This is a genomic window from Paenibacillus sp. EPM92, from assembly GCF_016586185.1.
Classification (GTDB): Bacteria; Bacillota; Bacilli; order Paenibacillales; family NBRC-103111; genus Paenibacillus_G; species Paenibacillus_G validus.
Genome location: NZ_BCPS01000052.1, coordinates 1 through 16,777, shown reverse-complemented (window position 1 = coordinate 16,777; position 16,777 = coordinate 1). Strand labels below are relative to the sequence as shown.

The 16,777-nt window shown below is 50.2% G+C and carries 15 protein-coding genes; all 15 read right to left on the bottom strand.

Annotated elements, in window-relative coordinates:
* Nucleotides 1–3: 3 nt before the first annotated feature.
* A complete protein-coding gene (locus JMF85_RS09940) occupies nucleotides 4–906 on the bottom strand; it encodes an ABC transporter permease subunit (protein ID WP_127604816.1) in 903 nt (300 codons plus the stop codon).
* A gap of 12 nt (nucleotides 907–918) precedes the next feature.
* The gene (gene nikB / locus JMF85_RS09935) at nucleotides 919–1,842 is read right to left on the bottom strand and encodes a nickel ABC transporter permease (protein WP_155614596.1); all 924 of its coding nucleotides are present in this window, start codon (nucleotides 1,840–1,842) and stop codon (nucleotides 919–921) included.
* A gap of 28 nt (nucleotides 1,843–1,870) precedes the next feature.
* The gene (locus JMF85_RS09930; protein ID WP_201318129.1) at nucleotides 1,871–3,463 is read right to left on the bottom strand and encodes a glutathione ABC transporter substrate-binding protein; all 1,593 of its coding nucleotides are present in this window, start codon (nucleotides 3,461–3,463) and stop codon (nucleotides 1,871–1,873) included.
* A 201-nt stretch (nucleotides 3,464–3,664) separates the two neighbouring features.
* Entirely contained in the window at nucleotides 3,665–4,903 is a 1,239-nt protein-coding gene (gene dpaL / locus JMF85_RS09925; RefSeq protein WP_236595804.1) for a diaminopropionate ammonia-lyase, read from the bottom strand.
* A 45-nt stretch (nucleotides 4,904–4,948) separates the two neighbouring features.
* Nucleotides 4,949–5,779, bottom strand: a complete 831-nt coding sequence (locus JMF85_RS09920; protein ID WP_054796405.1) for a carbon-nitrogen hydrolase family protein — start codon at nucleotides 5,777–5,779, stop codon at nucleotides 4,949–4,951.
* A gap of 41 nt (nucleotides 5,780–5,820) precedes the next feature.
* Nucleotides 5,821–6,927 (bottom strand): C45 family autoproteolytic acyltransferase/hydrolase, encoded by a 1,107-nt coding sequence (locus JMF85_RS09915; protein ID WP_201318128.1) that lies wholly within the window; start codon nucleotides 6,925–6,927, stop codon nucleotides 5,821–5,823.
* A gap of 25 nt (nucleotides 6,928–6,952) precedes the next feature.
* Entirely contained in the window at nucleotides 6,953–7,786 is an 834-nt protein-coding gene (locus tag JMF85_RS09910) for an alpha/beta hydrolase family protein (protein WP_155614600.1), read from the bottom strand.
* Between the two features lie 44 nt (nucleotides 7,787–7,830).
* Nucleotides 7,831–8,589, bottom strand: a complete 759-nt coding sequence (locus JMF85_RS09905; RefSeq protein ID WP_196426893.1) for a creatininase family protein — start codon at nucleotides 8,587–8,589, stop codon at nucleotides 7,831–7,833.
* A gap of 11 nt (nucleotides 8,590–8,600) precedes the next feature.
* Nucleotides 8,601–9,236, bottom strand: coding sequence for a GntR family transcriptional regulator (locus tag JMF85_RS09900; RefSeq protein WP_127604824.1), 636 nt, complete (start codon nucleotides 9,234–9,236; stop codon nucleotides 8,601–8,603).
* Nucleotides 9,237–9,437: 201 nt separating this feature from the next.
* Nucleotides 9,438–10,811 (bottom strand): ethanolamine permease, encoded by a 1,374-nt coding sequence (gene eat / locus JMF85_RS09895; RefSeq protein WP_155614601.1) that lies wholly within the window; start codon nucleotides 10,809–10,811, stop codon nucleotides 9,438–9,440.
* Between the two features lie 217 nt (nucleotides 10,812–11,028).
* The gene (locus JMF85_RS09890; RefSeq protein WP_127604828.1) at nucleotides 11,029–12,324 is read right to left on the bottom strand and encodes an MFS transporter; all 1,296 of its coding nucleotides are present in this window, start codon (nucleotides 12,322–12,324) and stop codon (nucleotides 11,029–11,031) included.
* Nucleotides 12,325–12,345: 21 nt separating this feature from the next.
* Complete coding sequence (locus tag JMF85_RS09885; protein WP_196426894.1) at nucleotides 12,346–13,755, bottom strand: response regulator transcription factor; 1,410 nt, start codon at nucleotides 13,753–13,755, stop codon at nucleotides 12,346–12,348.
* Nucleotides 13,756–13,780: 25 nt separating this feature from the next.
* Entirely contained in the window at nucleotides 13,781–15,196 is a 1,416-nt protein-coding gene (locus JMF85_RS09880; protein WP_201318127.1) for a sensor histidine kinase, read from the bottom strand.
* A 228-nt stretch (nucleotides 15,197–15,424) separates the two neighbouring features.
* Nucleotides 15,425–16,309, bottom strand: a complete 885-nt coding sequence (locus JMF85_RS09875; protein WP_054796416.1) for a nitrilase-related carbon-nitrogen hydrolase — start codon at nucleotides 16,307–16,309, stop codon at nucleotides 15,425–15,427.
* Between the two features lie 75 nt (nucleotides 16,310–16,384).
* Nucleotides 16,385–16,777 (bottom strand): polysaccharide deacetylase family protein (locus tag JMF85_RS09870; protein WP_483874220.1); only part of this gene is annotated, 393 nt, incomplete at its 5' end.

The window sequence follows — 16,777 nt, the reverse complement described above, 5'->3', positions numbered from 1 at the left end:
TCCTTATTCCGTAATCTTTCGGTCCAGTGCATCCCGCACCGAATCGCCGAGCACATTGAACGCCAGACAGGTGACGAGAATAGCCAGCCCCGGGAAGATCGCAACGTGAGGTGCCGATGTCATACTCCCGCGTCCGGAGCTGAGCATCGCGCCCCATTCGGGGGTCGGCGGCTGCGCCCCCATACCGAGAAAGGACAACGAGGCCGCAATCAGAATCGCCGAGCCGATACGCATGGTCAAGTAAACCAGGACGACGGACAGCGTACCCGGAAAAATATGCTTCCATATAATCGCGCTGTCTTTAACACCAATCGCCCGCGCCGCTTCGATATACGTCATGCTTTTGAGAGACAGCGTATTGCCCCGAACAATGCGGATAAAGATCGGAACGGTGAAAATAGCTACGGCCACGACGACATTGGCAAGTCCCGGTCCCAAAATCGCAATAATGGCGATGGCCAGCAGAATCCCCGGAAAAGCAAACAGCACGTCGCAAACGCGCATAACCATGGAGTCGTATCTGCCTCCGTAATACCCGGCGGTAAGACCAAAAAATGTTCCTATTGAAGCACCGAAGAGAACCGACAGCAATCCCACCGATAAGGAAATGCGCGTTCCGGATACGATCCGGCTGAATATATCCCGGCCGAATTCGTCGGTACCGGCCCAATGCTTCAAGGATGGCGCTTCCAAAACTGCGTTGTAGTCGGGAGCTGCGGGATCGTAGCTGACGAGCTGAGGCCCGATCAGCGAGATGACGAACAACAGGAGTACAATCAGAAGAGCGGCCACCCCGATCTTCTGTCTTTGGAAATTGCGGACAAACCGGCGAAAGGGGGACTCCGCAGGGGCTGCCTTTTGCGTTAACGTGTCGGTTATACCGGTAGATGCAGCAGTCTTCGACATAGTCTCTCCCTCCTATCGAACGAGTCGAATTTGCGGGTTCAAAGTGGCATAAAGAATATCGACGAACAAATTAATGAGCATAAACTCCAAGGCAAAAAGCAGCAGCTCCGCCTGGATGACGGGGTAATCGCGGAAATTGACGGCATCGATCAACAGCCGCCCCATCCCCGGCCAGGAGAACACCGCTTCGACGACCACGGAACCGCCAAGCAAAAAACCGAACTGAAGTCCGGTCATCGTGACAACCGGAATCAGTCCATTGCGCAGCGCGTGCGACCAGACGACCACAGCTTCTCTCGCCCCTTTGGCCCTCGCCGTCCTGACGTAATCCTCCCTCAAGCTTTCAAGCAGACTTGTGCGGGTGAATCGTGCAATGACGGCTGCGACCCCGGAGCCCAGCGTGATGGCCGGCAAAATCACATGCTGGAACGATCCGCTTCCTCCTGAAGGCAGCCAGCCGAGCTGAACGGCGAAAAGCTCGACAAGCAAAATCCCCAGCCAAAACGAAGGCATCGAGATTCCCGTGATCGCCGCTATCATCGCTAACCGATCCTGCCATTTGCCCCTGTGTGTGGCCGCGATGACCCCAAACAACAATCCAGCGCATATCGCCCACACCATGCTGTACATGGTCAGCTCGAGCGTTGCCGAGAAGCGTTCGACAATCATGGTGTGGACGGGCTCTTGCGTCCGGAAGGAAACGCCGAAGTTTCCTTGTAAAGCGTTGATAAAGAAGTTAGCGAATTGTACGTAAAGCGGCTGATCCAGACCGAGCTTCGCGCGGGTGTTCTCCACATCCTGCACCGATGCGTCCGGACCCGCAACAATGCGGGCCGGATCACCGGGAATGAGATGAATGAAGAAAAAGATGACGATCGAGACGATCAGCAGGATCGGAAGCATTGCCGCCAAACGTCTGCATATATAGATAAGCATGACCACTCCTCCTCATTCGGCATCTGCACTATTTGAATTCAACACGCTTCAAATCAAGCGAGCCGTCAGGAAGGACAAAGGCATTGTTCAAGTTGCTTCTTTTGCCCGAAATAATATCGGTCACGTAGAGGAAACCCCATGGAGCTTCTTCTACAACTAACTTTTGCACATTCGCGTACGCTTCAAGACGTTCTTTGTCGGTCGTTAAGCGCAGCCCGTCTTCGATTAATTTTTCCGCCTCTTCGTTCACATAAAATCCCGTATTGTAGCCGGCCGGCGGGAACTGGGCCTTGGTCAGCAGCGGACGGATACCCCAATCGGCTTCGCCTGTGGACGGAGACCAGCTGCCCATGTACGTCTGCATTTTGCTCTCTTCCGGCTTCACGTACAACTGGTTGAGCAAGGTGCCCTTCTCCATCTGCTGAATGTTGACTTTTACCCCGACTTCTTTCCATTGCTGTTGAATAAATTCCGCGGCTTTCACCGTTTCGCTGGCATTCACAACCCATAAGGTTGTCTCAAATCCGTTAGGAAAACCGGCTTCGCTCAGAAGACTCTTTGCTTTCTCGCGATTGTAATCGTACATTTGCTGTTTCTGGAAGCCCCATACATTCGGCGCGATGATGGATTCCGCCGGTGTCCCAAACCCTTTGTACACCACTTTGATCAGCGTATTTTTATCAATCGCATAGTTCAAGGCTTGACGCACCTTTTTATTGTCGAACGGTTTCTTCGTCATATTAAACACGACATAGAACTCAAGTATGGAAGGCGCTTTGTTCACGACAATATTGTTGTCGTTCTTCACGCTGTCCACTTGGTCGGCAGACAACGGATAAACGAATTGAACTTCGCCGGTTTTCAGCATGGACGTACGGGACGAAGCTTCGGTTACCGGCTTGAACACAATTTTATCCACTTTCGCGGCGTTCGCTTTATCCCAGTATCCGTCGAATTTCTTGATCGTCACATGATCGGCGTCCTTCCATTCGACGAATTGGTAAGGGCCTGTGCCTACGGGCTTGCGCTGCACTTCCTTGTTATTCTCCTTAATCGATTTCGGAGAAATCATCATCGAGGCGGGATGGGCGAACGTTTGGGTAATAGCCGCGAACGGCTGATTCAGAACGAATTTGACCGTGTAAGGATCGATCACTTCCACTTTCTCCACGACCTGGAACAGCGAGGCGCGTTTCAGCTTGTTATCCGGATTTTTAATCCGGTCCAGGTTGGCTTTGACCGCTTCCGCGTTGAACTCTTCCCCGTCGTGAAACTTAACGCCTTTTCTTAATTTAAAGGTTGCCGATTTGGCATCGCTGCCCAGTTCCGGTAAAGACTCTGCGAGGACCGGCACAACCTTCATATCTTTATCGAAGCCGAGAAGTCCTTCGTACATGGATTTCATAATCGAGTGCGACAAGGTATCCTGAGCGTCATGCGGATCCATGGTCGTCGGATTGGCCGCCTGTGCGACAACAAGCTCGGTAGGCTTACTGGCGGCTGCTTTGCTGTCGGCGCCCGCATCCTTCTGCGTCTGAGCCGGCTTCGAACAGCCTGCCCCCACAAGGCTAACGACCAGCATGCAAGTTAAAACAACGATCCAGCCCTTTTTTGCTTGCATAAGTGTACACGCTCCTTTTTAATAATACCGCCTAATCTTTCGCTTGCAGCATTCCCTGAACGGCAGACCGTGCCGCTATACTTGCCTCGCCTTCCTGTAAGGCCGGAGGTAAAACAAAGGCGCCTTCCAGCCTTTGTCTTTATCCGGCTCGCACAGGCCGGTTACCGGCACGGCCTGAGACGGATCTGCCGTCATCCTCCGCTACCGCTGCGGCATCGGATACTTGCCGTCCCATACAATCTGCCTGTACAGGACCGGATCCGTATCCCCTTCCGTATTGATGAACAGCACGACCGAGTCCTGATCCAGCTTCAGCTTGCTTCGGATCCCGCTAAATTCCGGTTCCGACATCAGCAAGGATAATAAACCTATACCGACCGCTCCGCTTTCCCCGCTGATCACGCGTTGATCGCCCTCCAGCGGACTGGCCAACATCCGCATGCCGCGGGCGGCCACATAATCCGGGCAGCTGACATAGGCGTCCGCGAAGTCCCGCAGTATGCTCCACGCTATCGGATTCGGCTCTCCGCAGGCCAAGCCCGCCATGATCGTCTCCAAGCTGCCGTACACCTGGTGAGGCTCCCTGTCCCCGACCGACGCGGAGTGGAAGATGCAAGCGGCGTTGTCCGGCTCTACGATGAGGGTCACCGGATGTTTCCCTTCGTATAAATTAGCCCAGTAACCAAGCAGCGCCCCGGCCATTCCGCCTACGCCCGCTTGCAGAACGATATGAGTCGGTTCAGGCATTTCCATATGGCGGATCTGCTCCCCGACCTCCCCGAGTATCGTCGTATACCCCTGCATAATCCATTGGGGGATGCGAGTATACCCGTCCCAGGCGGTATCCTGAACGATTTCCCAACCGTTCTCCGCAGCCTTCTCCTTGGCCAATTGCACCGTATCGTCGTAGTTGAATTCGGTCACAATGGCTTGAGCGCCCGTCTCCCGGATGGCTTCCACTCTTCTGGCGGCCGATCCCTTCGGCAAATAGACGACCGCCTTTTGCCCGAATTGCCGGGCCACCCAAGCTACGGCGCGTCCGTGGTTTCCGTCGGTAGCCGTCGTAAAGGTAAGATCCCCGAGCTTATGCCTGACTTCCGCCGATTTCAAATAGTCAAACGTCGTGTCTTCGATGAAAATCCCTAATTTCCCGCAAATGATGTTTCCGAGCGCATAGGTGACGCCTAAACCCTTGAAAGCGTTCAACCCGAGCCGGTAAGACTCGTCTTTCACCGCAATGCCGGCAACTCCCACAGCTTCGGCCAAGCGGTTTAAAGCGATTAGCGGGGTAACGGCGTAACCGCTCATTGATTTTTGGAAATTAAGCGCTTTCGCACTTTCGTTAACGGAAAGCCAAAGTGGAAGCTCGTTCGCATCCGGATTTCTGGCATCGTTACAAATAAACTTTATCCCTGATGGCTTGACAAGTTCATGCCGCAATCGGTTCCGCCTCCCGCATCCTGTTATCCTGAATTTTCCCGCAAACTAAGAAAGATGCAGCGAATACACTTCGGGCCGGCGGTTTTTCAAGGAAGGAACCTGCTTGCGGATTTGCTGGACGTAATCAAGGTCGATTTCCGCTACCGTCACCATCTCCGCGTCGGCCGCCGTTGCAATAACCGTCCCCCACGGATCGACGATCATGGAGCGGCCGTAGCTTTGGTACGACGGCTTTTTACCGATTTGTCCGGGGGCGATGACATAGGCCTGGTTCTCAATAGCACGGGCGCGCAGCAAGGTCTCCCAATGATCGCGGCCGGTATACAGCGTAAATTCCGCAGGCAGCATCAGGATTTCCGCACCTTTCAACGACTGCAGACGGAAAAGCTCCGGGAACCGGATATCGTAGCAGATCGCAAGGCCGATCTTGGCGAAGTCCGTATCGCAGACCACGACCTCTCTGCCGAAATCTTTGGTTTGCGATTCCAGATAGGAAGGTCCGCTCTCAATCTCGACGTCGAACAAATGGATTTTGCGGTATTTTCCTACCAATTCCCCCTGCGGATTGAACAGTACCGTCGCATTATAGAATTTGACTTCGCCCCTTACCTTTTCCAACATGCTTCCGCCATGGAGCCAGATGTTCAGTTCCTTGGACAGCCTGCTCAAAAACTGTACCGTCTCGCCGTCCGGAATATATTCCGCGTTGGCTTCTTCCTGCTCTTCCGTTCCGACAAAATTGAAATATTCCGGCAGGGCGACATATTGCGCTCCCTGTCCCGCCGCTTCGCGAATGAGCCGTTCGGCCTTCTGAAGGTTGGATGCCTTATCGTGCTGGCTGTCCATTTGTACCGTCGCAACTTTAATTTTTCTCATGGTAAGCTTCCTTTCCGAAATGAAGTAATAAGTGCCGTTGTTTAATTTGAGAACGCATACATTTTATAGTTGTATTGATGCGGGGGACCGACGGCGATCCATAATCTGCCTTCGCCCGGTTCGGCAATGACCGATGCGACGGTCATGTTATCCGTACCGTCATCTTCCGGCATCGCGCTCAGCGTATGCGGGTAGGTTTGACGATCGCGCAAAATATCCTGCATGACGTCCGCGTTGAGCTCCCCTTTTCTGCCGACCAGCAGCTCTTTCATCCGGGATTGGCGAATGCGCGAGTTGACCAGCTGGTGTCCGCTCAATCGCTCTTCCTTCTGCAAATCGCTCCCAATAAAATGGTTGGAATGAACCAGAATTCCATCGTCCGGCAACAGTAACGCATCCGTAGTCGGAATCGTCTCCAGGTCCGCCGCATGACCGAATCGATCCATCATGATCAGATTTCTCGACGACGCCCGATGCAGGCTGCGCACGGCTTGGATCGCTTCCTCGACCGTCGAGGAGCAGGTCAGCGCATAGCGTGACAGCATGTAACGCGGAAATCCGAAGCGCCATCCGTCGCAAGTGAGGAAGTTGGCAAATACCCCGAGGCCCAAGTTGTTAATCCCGATATACGAAACTTGACCGGCCGGTGCAAACATTAAGCAAGCAGGCTGGTCATCCGGCACAAATTCGACCACCACGCCAATTTCGGAATAAAAATGCGGAAGGTCTGCATTTTGCCCGATCAAGGGGATGCCGTTGGATGTAGCCTGAGATGAGACGGCGAAGGTCGTGCATTCATTGTTGGGTTGAAAATTGCGGTAGATCTCGGCCCGCAGCTGCAGCAAATAGGCTTCAGCCAGCGTAATATTCGCGCCTTCGGCAATCCCCTGTATCTCTTCATCAAAATACGGCGCATAACGCTGCACATAAGTCCGATAATGCATAACCGCTTCCATTAAGGCTTCCTGGGTCAGAACTTCAACCCACGTTTTTAACCTTTCCTGTGCCAATTCGAGGTGGCGTTCGATCAGACCGGCACATGCCTCGCCGTATTGCTGACCGATCTGCCGGTGGCTGCCCCGAAAGCGATAGTAGGGAAAAGTCCTGGACGATCTGGCCCCGGATGATTCCTGGTCAGGCGAAACCATACGTTGTTCCTCCTTCAATTTTTCGTCAGCGCGAATGGTGGGTCAAAATGTTTGAAAAAAAACGTTTTACGGGAGACAGCAGTTTAAACCCTTCATGGCGAACTCCGGGGACTTCATCGTATTGAACCGATAATCCTTCCCGCTCGTAATTGTCCCGCAAAGCTCTGATGCGCTCCAGACGGGTTAAGCCGGCGGCATCGATTCCATCCATCCAGAGCGGCTCATCCTTGTTATTAATTTCCCAGGTTTCGACATCTTCGCTGCCAATAATTAATTGAACCGGTACGTTCCGCATATCTTCAAGCTGTACGGGAACGCCATAGTACTGCTCGAAATTGCCGGTACCTACATGCCAAGGTCTGGATGTATCCAAGTAGGTGATGTACCCGGGAGCGCCGATAGACACACCCAGCAAACGGTTTGCATGAAGATAAAAGAATCGATGGGCGAACTGGCCGCCTCCGGAAAAGCCGTGAAGCAGGAAGCGGTCGGCGTTGATCCCGTATTTACCCGCTACTTCATCGACCATAGACAGCAAAGCAAGATCAAAACGGATGCCCGCAAAATGCACGTACTTGTAGGAATCCAGCTCCCCCGGCTCGGTAATTCCGGCGGGAAACAAGGGAGCGAGAATGATCGTATTTGTTTCTTCCGCAAAATCTGCGAATAAATCTCTGTAATGTTGAGCGGTTCGGCCCGTACCGTGAACGATTACGGCTAGACGGTATGCGGCATGATGGGGTTGGCCGTAATTTGCAGGAATGTAGGTGCAGTAAGAGAATCTCTTGTCATACTGGCAGGCATGCATCGTCGACGCGCCGTAGTCATAGTGCGAAAGCTTTCTCGGAGAGTGGTTCAAGCTATCTACCTCCTGAAGTCCCGTGTCGGGAATTCGTGATGAGATTAACGAATGACTGCGGCTTCAGCCGGATACCAGCTTTCTTGAAGGAACTGGACAATGCGGTCCACGGAACGGTTGACGAGCGCCTCGCCCTTCTCTTTCGTTCCTATGGTAGCGTTTCCAATAGTGCCCGAATTCGTAAAGGCCGAGAATGGAGGGTATGTAATGACGTCGGGAAATAAGTCGTTAAACTTTGGAGGTTCGTTTACCCACTGGCTCACATCGACCAGATCGGGATATAAATGCATCATAACCGACGTTCCCGCTTCGCTGGCGTGAGCGTGTGCCAGCTCGCCGGATTCGATAATGCCGTCGCAGTGCGCCTTAATAAATCTCCAATAGTCGATTTGTGCACAGCGGATGCCGGGCGTTCGCTGAAATTCAAATGCGATTTGATTAATAATAGGCACATTGCCCAAATGCGTGTTGACAAACAAGAAATCTTTAAAGCCCCATTTCTCAAGGCTGCGCAATGTATCCCATAAATATTGCTTGAAGCTTTCCGAGCTGATCGTTATCGTGCCCGGAAAGTCTTCCAGTTCGGAAGACTCCCCTGCTTCCAGCACCGGTCCGATCATCGCATTTACCCGCTCGGCAACGAGACCGGCAATTTTGTTCGCGACTAACGTATCCGTTCCAAGCGGTAAATGCGGTCCGTATACTTCAAACGCCCCTGAAGGAATGATGACCAGATCGGTCGTTTTTTTCCGCTCGACAAACGTTTTCCAGCTCATCTCTTTCATATAATTGACCTGCTTCATTAGGATCCTCCTCATGAAATGAACGTAATTTTCCCGTTTTGCAAATGCGCCTCAAGCTCGGCAACAGCAAGCTCGCTGTCTTTGGCTTTAATCGCTTCGACAATCCGGATATGCTCTTCGATCAAACGCGTGATCGATTCCGGATAGGCTCTGCGCCAACGGTTAACGTCAAAATACAGTCTTTCGCGTATGCTGCCCATCATTTGCATAAACAAACTGTTATTTCCGATTTCCAGCAAATATTGATGGAAATCCACGTCTTGCCGAATAAACGAGGCAACGTCTTTCTCTTCATTGCTCCGTTTCTGTTGTTCGATAATTTGCTCGAGATGCGAGATTTCATCTGAAGTGATCGAATGTATCGTTTTGCGCAGCGAATAGATCTCGATGGCACTTCGCATATCAAACAGATCGTTGGTTTCTTTCACGGACATCTCTTGGATAACAATCCCCTGATTCGAAATGATCTTAACCAAGCCTTCGTGCTGAAGCTTGTGCAGCGCCTCGCGAATCGGCGTTCGGCTCATTTGCAGTTCTTCGACCAGTTGATTTTCAGAGGTGGAGTTGCTGTCCAGGAAATCTCCCCTCATAATTTTTTCTTTAATTTTTATATAGGCAGTATCCTTAAGCAAAACTCGTTTTTTCATAATCAACCACACCCTCGATTACATACGACTTGTATACAATGGCAGTATAAGCCGTCATGATGCATGAGTCAAGACCTCCTTTGTCGAATGGTTCTGATCTTGTTACATGGTGTGCTTTTTTGTGCAGCTTGATTTGCGATTTTCATATACAAGTTGTATACAACCACATTATATTCGCTCCATGTTCCGTTCGTCAATCCCTTATTTCACGGAAGCGTTCTCCCCCACCAGCAGCTTATTCGACAGCAGCCCCCTATGTTTACGCGCTCTCCACCCGTAGTAGATAAAGGCGACTGCAAACATGACCAGCAGCACGGCCCAGAGCGGGATATCCGATCCGAACATCGGCAGCGACAGCTTCATCACACTGTAACGGATAACGCAAAACAAAAACACGAGCCCCAGCAGTAAGGCGATCCCGGGTACAAAAGGAAACGACACTTTGTAAGGACGGTCCAAATGCGGATGCTTCCTGCGCAAAATAAACAGCGAAATCATACATAAGCAATACATCAAAACAGCGCCGAATACAGATAAAATAATTAAGGCATCGGAATAGGTAGCCGAGGCTGCGCAGACGATTCCAATCACCCCGGGGATGATTAAGGCCCATACCGGCACGCCGTTACCATTTAATCGGGTCATGAAGGCCGGAAAATAACCCGCTCTCGCCAGCGCATAGGTTTGCCGGGAATACCCTATGATGATGCCGTTTAAGCTGGCAACCAAGCCTAACAGGCCAATGATAGCAACTACTTTGACAACGAGCGCGCCTTCCCCGTAAACCCCGGAGAGCGCTTGGGGCAGCGGATGATCGGCCGGGTTTCCAATCCCCCCGCCTAATCCTGCGGTTACGACCAGCGTAAGAATCGTTGCGACCGCTAACGTTAATATGCTCGATATTAATCCCTTCGGAATGTTTTTTTGCGGATTTTGCATTTCCTCCGATGCCATGGCTCCCCCTTCAACGGCAAGAAAAAACCATATGGCAAAGGGAATCGCCGCCATAATGCCGGTTCCTCCGCCGATAAAAGAGCTTTCGTTAAAAAGGTTCGCCGTTTCCACATGCGGAATACCGGCCGCGTAGAACACGGCGAGTCCTATCAGAGCGGCAATGGTCGCTACAAGCTCGATCACAGCTACACCTTTAATGTCTTGCAAATTAATAACAATGAAAAGAATAAAGATGCCTATCGTGGCGTACATCGGATTGACGGCCGGAATAAGAAAATGAAGATACGCACCTGTCGATACGGCAATCGCGGGCGGCGCAAAGACGAAATCCAGCAAACAGGCAATGCCGGTTATATAGCCGCCTAACGGGCCCATAGCTTGACGGGCATAGGCTGAGGGGCCTCCGGCATCCGGAATCGAGGTAGCCAATTCGGAATAGCTTAGCGTGAAACAAGTAAAGAACACGGTTACGAGGAGCGAGGCGATCACTAAGCCCATAATCCCTCCTTCCTTGAAGCCGTAGTTCCAACCGAAATATTGCCCGGCGATGACCATCCCAACCGTAATCGCCCACAAATGAATCGGCTTCAACGTTTTTGCCAATTGCTTACTGGATTGCAAGTTAGGTTCCCACTCCTTCTGCTGCAGGTTGTTCAAATAACAACCGTTATTTTCAAAAGCCTTGTCATGTCGTTCCCGTTTCTATCGGCCAGCCTCCTTCATGAATGAGTATATTAAGCTTGTATACGATTTTTAATACTAGTTGTATACAAGTAAATTATAGAGGATTGCTCCTCTTCCGTCAACATGAAATATGCTGTGGATAAGCATTCATGATTCAGGATATATAGTCCTCCAGCTCGCGTGAAGTAGGAATTTCCCTCATGATCCAGAGCGGAATCAAAGCTAACGGCAGCAGAATGATTCCGGCAATGGCAATCGCGCTGTTGTAGCCGTTGACTTCGATAATGCGCGGTGCAAAGTAGCTGACGACCCCCCACCCGAGCCAGCAGGAAGCCGAGTTGATCGAAGAGCCTGTACCCCGGGCCCTTGTAGGAAAGGCCTCCGTGAAAATTCTCGGGATGACTCCCCAGATCCCGGCGCCAAAGAAACTCCACAATAAGTAGGCCGGTAGAAAGGTGCTGTAGGTTTCGGCATAGAAAGTCATCCATACGGTGAGCGGGATGGATAAAATAATGAAGAGCGTGTTCACATATCGGATTCCGATAATTCCGCTGAGCCATCCGCAGCAAATAAAGCCCAATATGCTGATCAGGCTGCCCGCTCCAACGGCCCATGTCGCCTCGTACCAGCTCAGTTGATAGGCATGGCTCATCCAATAGGGAGCAAACCAGATCAACAAACCGTAAGCAATCACCACAAAATTCATATAGATCCATATAAAAATCGTATTTTTTAACAGCTCCCCCTTGGTCAACTGCAAATACGTGAATTTGATGGCTTCTTCCTTATTTATTTTGAAATCGGTCGGAATGATTTCATATTGCCTGGAGTCCGTTCCGAGCGTTTTGGTTGTTTGCCTGAACTTGAACAGATCCATGGATCTTCCCGGCTCCTTGATGTACATGCGAATAATGATGATCAGGAAGGCAGGGATAGCCGCAATGAAGAAGGCGCTGCGCCACCCAAGCGAAGGAACGATGTATAACGAAAGCAGGATGGACACTGCCGTGCCCGCAGGCCAGCCGGCCGCCATAAAGCCGACGATCCAACCGCGGTTTTTGGCGGATACGGACTCAATCAATATGGTCGCTCCCACGGCATACTCGGCGAATGCGCTTCCGGTAGCCAAAATTCGAAACAGGCTCAACGATTCGAAATTCCAGGATAAGCCGGTTAAGAACGTTCCTATCGTCATCAGCAATAAAATCCATTGAAAGACGATTTTTCTTCCTAAATAATCCATGAGCGGGCCGACAATTAGGTTGAACAAGATCGCAATGAGGAATCCCCCGGCTACAATGATGCCGAAATCCGACAAGGAAAAATCGAACTCATCCATAATCTCCGGCGCAACAAAGAAAAATAAAGAGGCGTCCATCGCGGAGATGCTCCAACCCAAGAATGCGATGACCGTCACAAAAGAACTGTAGGCACGAGAGTTATGTTTCATCTTGACCTCCAATCATTTGTCTCACCTATGGATTTCTCTATATTGAATAGGCGTCAATGACAGTTCCTTCTTGAACACCTTAATAAAGTATTTCACATCGTTAAATCCGACCGCCCTGCTGATTTCGATCAGATTCAGCTTCGTTCGGGCAAGCAGCGTCTGGGCTTCTTTGATTCTTTTCTTCGCGATGTAGGAGGTGAAATTGATTCCTGTTTCGTTCTTAAACAACAGGCTGAGGTAAGAGGGGGATAATTCCAAATATTCCGCCACCATGTCCAGCGACAGCGACGAATTGCCGTAATGCTGTTCGACGAAAATTTTCGCCTGCAGCGCATAATCCTTAGATTGCTTGTCCCATCTATTCAGGATAAATTCGATTAACGGATTGAAGAAGGTCGCTTTCCACCGGTACAAATCCCCCCAAGCGCTGACGGTCTTCCATTCAAGCAGCCACGAAACGTTGTCGTTCAACTCGTTATACACCCTGAAATACTTGGAGATTTCAACATAAAGCTGAAACAAGATGAACAAATGCGCTTCCAAGGTCTGGTCACGGTCCAATAATTCGTTCAACTGCTGCGTAAATAACTTCTTCTCTCCCTTCTTCAAAGCGGAAAGCAGTCTACTCTCGTCTTCGACGGTTAAATAGGTAGGAGATGGCTTCCGGTTTTCTTCCCCGCTCCCATATTTCATATCCTGGATCGCTTCTTTGTAAGCCTTCTCTACGGAAAGATCGTCACTTGTGTGCACCTGGCTCATTCCGCAAGCGTAACGGTCACGCAAATTCGTAACGGTTGTCCTAGCCAGCTTAGTCAATCCCTCAGGTGTATCCCCAAATACCACATAGACGATTTGTCTTCCCATCCTGAGCGAAAAGCTGTAGCCGCTTTGTTTCATCTCGGCTTCCGGAATTTCGGTCAGGGAGAAAATAAAGCAATAATATTTTTTCGGAAAAACGATTTCGTCATCCGCAGGCTTCTCTTGGTGGGTGATGCGTTCGTACATATAGTTTTTCAAACGGATCGAGCTGACGTTTTCCTGCTCCCGCTTCTCTTTATGAATTTGGGAGACGACGCTTTCGATCGTCGATTTCAGCTCTTCCGGATCGATCGGCTTCAATATGAAATTGGAGACCCCGTATTTAATCGCTTTTTTCGCATATTCGAAATCGTTGTAGCCGGAGATAATAATCACTTTCGAATCGAAGGCGACATCCCCGGAAAGACGCTCGATCATCGAGAGACCGTCCATGACCGGCATTTTGATGTCCGTAATAATGATATCCGGTTTATTCAGCTTCATGAGGTCCAGGGCCATTTCGCCGTTCTTGGCATGGCCGATCAATTGAATGTCATATTGATGCCAAGGGAGCATTTTCTCAATGCCTTTGCTGATCCATGGTTCATCTTCGACTGTTAACAATTGCAGCACATGAATCACTTCCTTCATCGTATCGTCAAGATTGGTTTACCGGTATCTTGATCCGCACACTTAATCCACGGGGGCTGATGTTCTCGTACTGAAGGCCGTATGCTTCTCCATATGCAATTTTCAGACGATAATTTACATTATAAACCCCGATGCTGTCAGAGACTCTGGCATCGTCCGCATGTTCCGGCTTGGAATCATACGCCCTTAAGGCCTCGTTCATGCTCTGAATCTTGTCTTCAGGCATGCCTGTGCCGTTATCGTTGACACGGATCAAGATATGATCCTGCTCAAGCGTGCCTTCGATCCGGATCATCCCCTTATCCGTTACATGATTGAAAGCATGCGTGAAGCAGTTCTCCACAATGGGTTGAAGAATAAATTTGATCGTCCGATGCTCCAGAATTTGAGGGTCAATCCGCTGTTCGCATTCGATCCAGCCGTCAAAACGAATCAGCTGGACCTTCAAGTAATGATCTACGTGATCCAGTTCTTCCTTCAGAAGCACATCCTCCGCATCCTGAACCGTATTGTAACGAAACATCTTGGATAAGGAACGGGAAATCTGGGCGATTAGCGGCACCTCATGAATGATCGCAAGCGAATTGATCGTTTCCAGCGTGTTGTGAAGGAAATGAGGATTAATTTGAGATTGCAGCGCCTTGAATTTCGATTGGTTGGTCGCCATTTTCAATTGGAATTGAAGATTGATCTGCTCTTGCAATTTAAGCATAATCTTCTGAAAGCTGATGCCGATCTCCCAAATTTCGTCCTTGATGATGACAACCTGATCCGATGTGTTCTTGAATTCCCCATCATCAATCGCATTGATTTGTTTTCTCAAAGAACGAATCGGTGCGGCAACGTGTAAGGAAATGAGGACAATCGAAAACACACTGAACACCGTAGACAATAGGATCAGATACGTCATCCACTTTTTGAGGTAGTCGTTATTTTCATAAATAGCCGCCACTTCCGTTATGCTGATCGAACGAAGCCCTGTAACCGGATTTTTTTGATAGATCACAAGCATTTTCCGTTTATTTTCTTTGATTGTGAAATTGCCGCTTTCGGGTGCCCTGGCGTTAACTTCACTTTCAATGGAGGAGGAACCGTTAATCCGGTCATTCGAAGTGTACAGAATCTGTCCGTTAGCGTTCATAATGAGCAAATCGCTGGGTACGTTAAAATGAAGCCCTCCGGCAAGATCTTGCACCAGACCGTCTTGGACGCTGAATAGCTTCTCCGTATCAGAGCCCCATTTTTCATAAATAACCGTCATGGAATGATCGAGCTGCTGAATCATTCTGGTCTGCGCGTCCACGGCGTTGTCGTAATACTTGATTGTCCAAAATTGATAAATGAGCAGTTCCAGCATAATTAAGGGGAAAATCGTCAAGAGGGAGTATAAGATCATATATTTGTATTTAATGCTAAAGTACAAAGAAGTTCACCCCATCTTGTCGTCCTGCGCCCGCCGAAATTAAGCGCTTTCTCGAAGGAACGGGAACATGCTTATCTGCAGCACACACGTAAAATTATACACCCCCCTATCATCAGATTCAAATCGGTTCGAACATGTTCAACAGCCAGCGTCTTTACATAAAAAAATCCCTGATTGGCTCGAGAAGCAGCAATGCTCCTCGGGCAATCGGGATTCAACTCTACTCTTTTATTTCCGGTTATAGGATTTGTAAGGCTCGTATCGGGTATATACGTTCTCTCTCCGGGTACGGTCAACGAAGGTCGTTGCAGCCCCGGTCTTTCGGTTTACGTACAATTCGTCAAGGTCTACAACACCGGTGACGACCATGTTTACATTCGTTTCCGCTTCAGCGACAACGCCGTCAGGCGACCATGCCGTATCGCACGGGCTTAAGATCGATGCCCGGCCGAACCCGTTCGGCAGCGGCGACCCGGGTTCGCCTACGGTAGGGCAGTGAACGAAATAGACTTGGTTCTCAATGCAGCGGGCTTGTGCGCAATGGCGAACCCGCCAGAACCCGTATTCCGTGAACGTGTAGGACGGACAAAAAATAATTTCGGCTCCGTTGATGCTGTGAATTCGCGAAATTTCCGGAATTTCCGCCTCATAGCACACGGCAAGCGCAATCTTGGCCGGACCGATGTCGTACACCTGCAATTCGTCGCCCTCCGAGGTTTGCCAATTCGCTTCCGCCGGGAAAATATGTGTTTTCTTATGCTCGACATACGTGCCGTCAGGCTTGAAAATGTAGGCGATATTGTAATACTTGTCGCCTCTGCGCTCTAGGTGCGAGCCGGCGATGATCACCTGTTGTCTGTCTTTCGCCAGTTTACCGAACAAATGTTTGTAATCCTCCGTGTACTGGTCGATCTTCACCAGATCGGCTGCGGAATAGGCATCGCTGCCTTCAAAGCTGGTCAGCAGACCGACTGTGAACAATTCCGGGAAAATGACATAGTCCGACTGCGGCGGAACCTGATCCATCAGTTCAGTCACCTGCTGCTTAAAAGCATCAAAGCTCGGGGCGCGTTCAACACGGAATTGGCAGGCGGATATCGTTACTTTTCTCATCGTTATTCCTCCATGACATTACATTCTTTTGAGAAAAGTCCCCCGTATATGTGGAGGACTTGGCGCATCGTTTTTTTATTCTTCGTAATAGTTGTCGTAGATTTCTCCGAGGGTCGCGAACCAGGCACCGCGTGATTCCATATATTGAATCAATTTCTCCAGCATTTGAATCGTGTGAGCCCGGCCGATCGTTTGCGGATGCGTCGTCAGCACATAGCAGGCGCCTTCTTCCTGATCGCAAGCATAATCGTATATGGAGGCCCAACGGTCAAATATGTCTTGCGTAGGCCTTTGCCCTTCTTGTCCGCCTGTCAGGTACTCCATTTGAGGGAAATCGTCGAGGTACCAGGACACGGGGATTTCCAGCACTTTGCTCTCCGCTTGAAACACATTGGCTTTATCCGCGTTCACTTCAACCGTTCTCGGCCAGTAGGGATGCAGATCGTTACCCATCAGGCTGCTGTCATA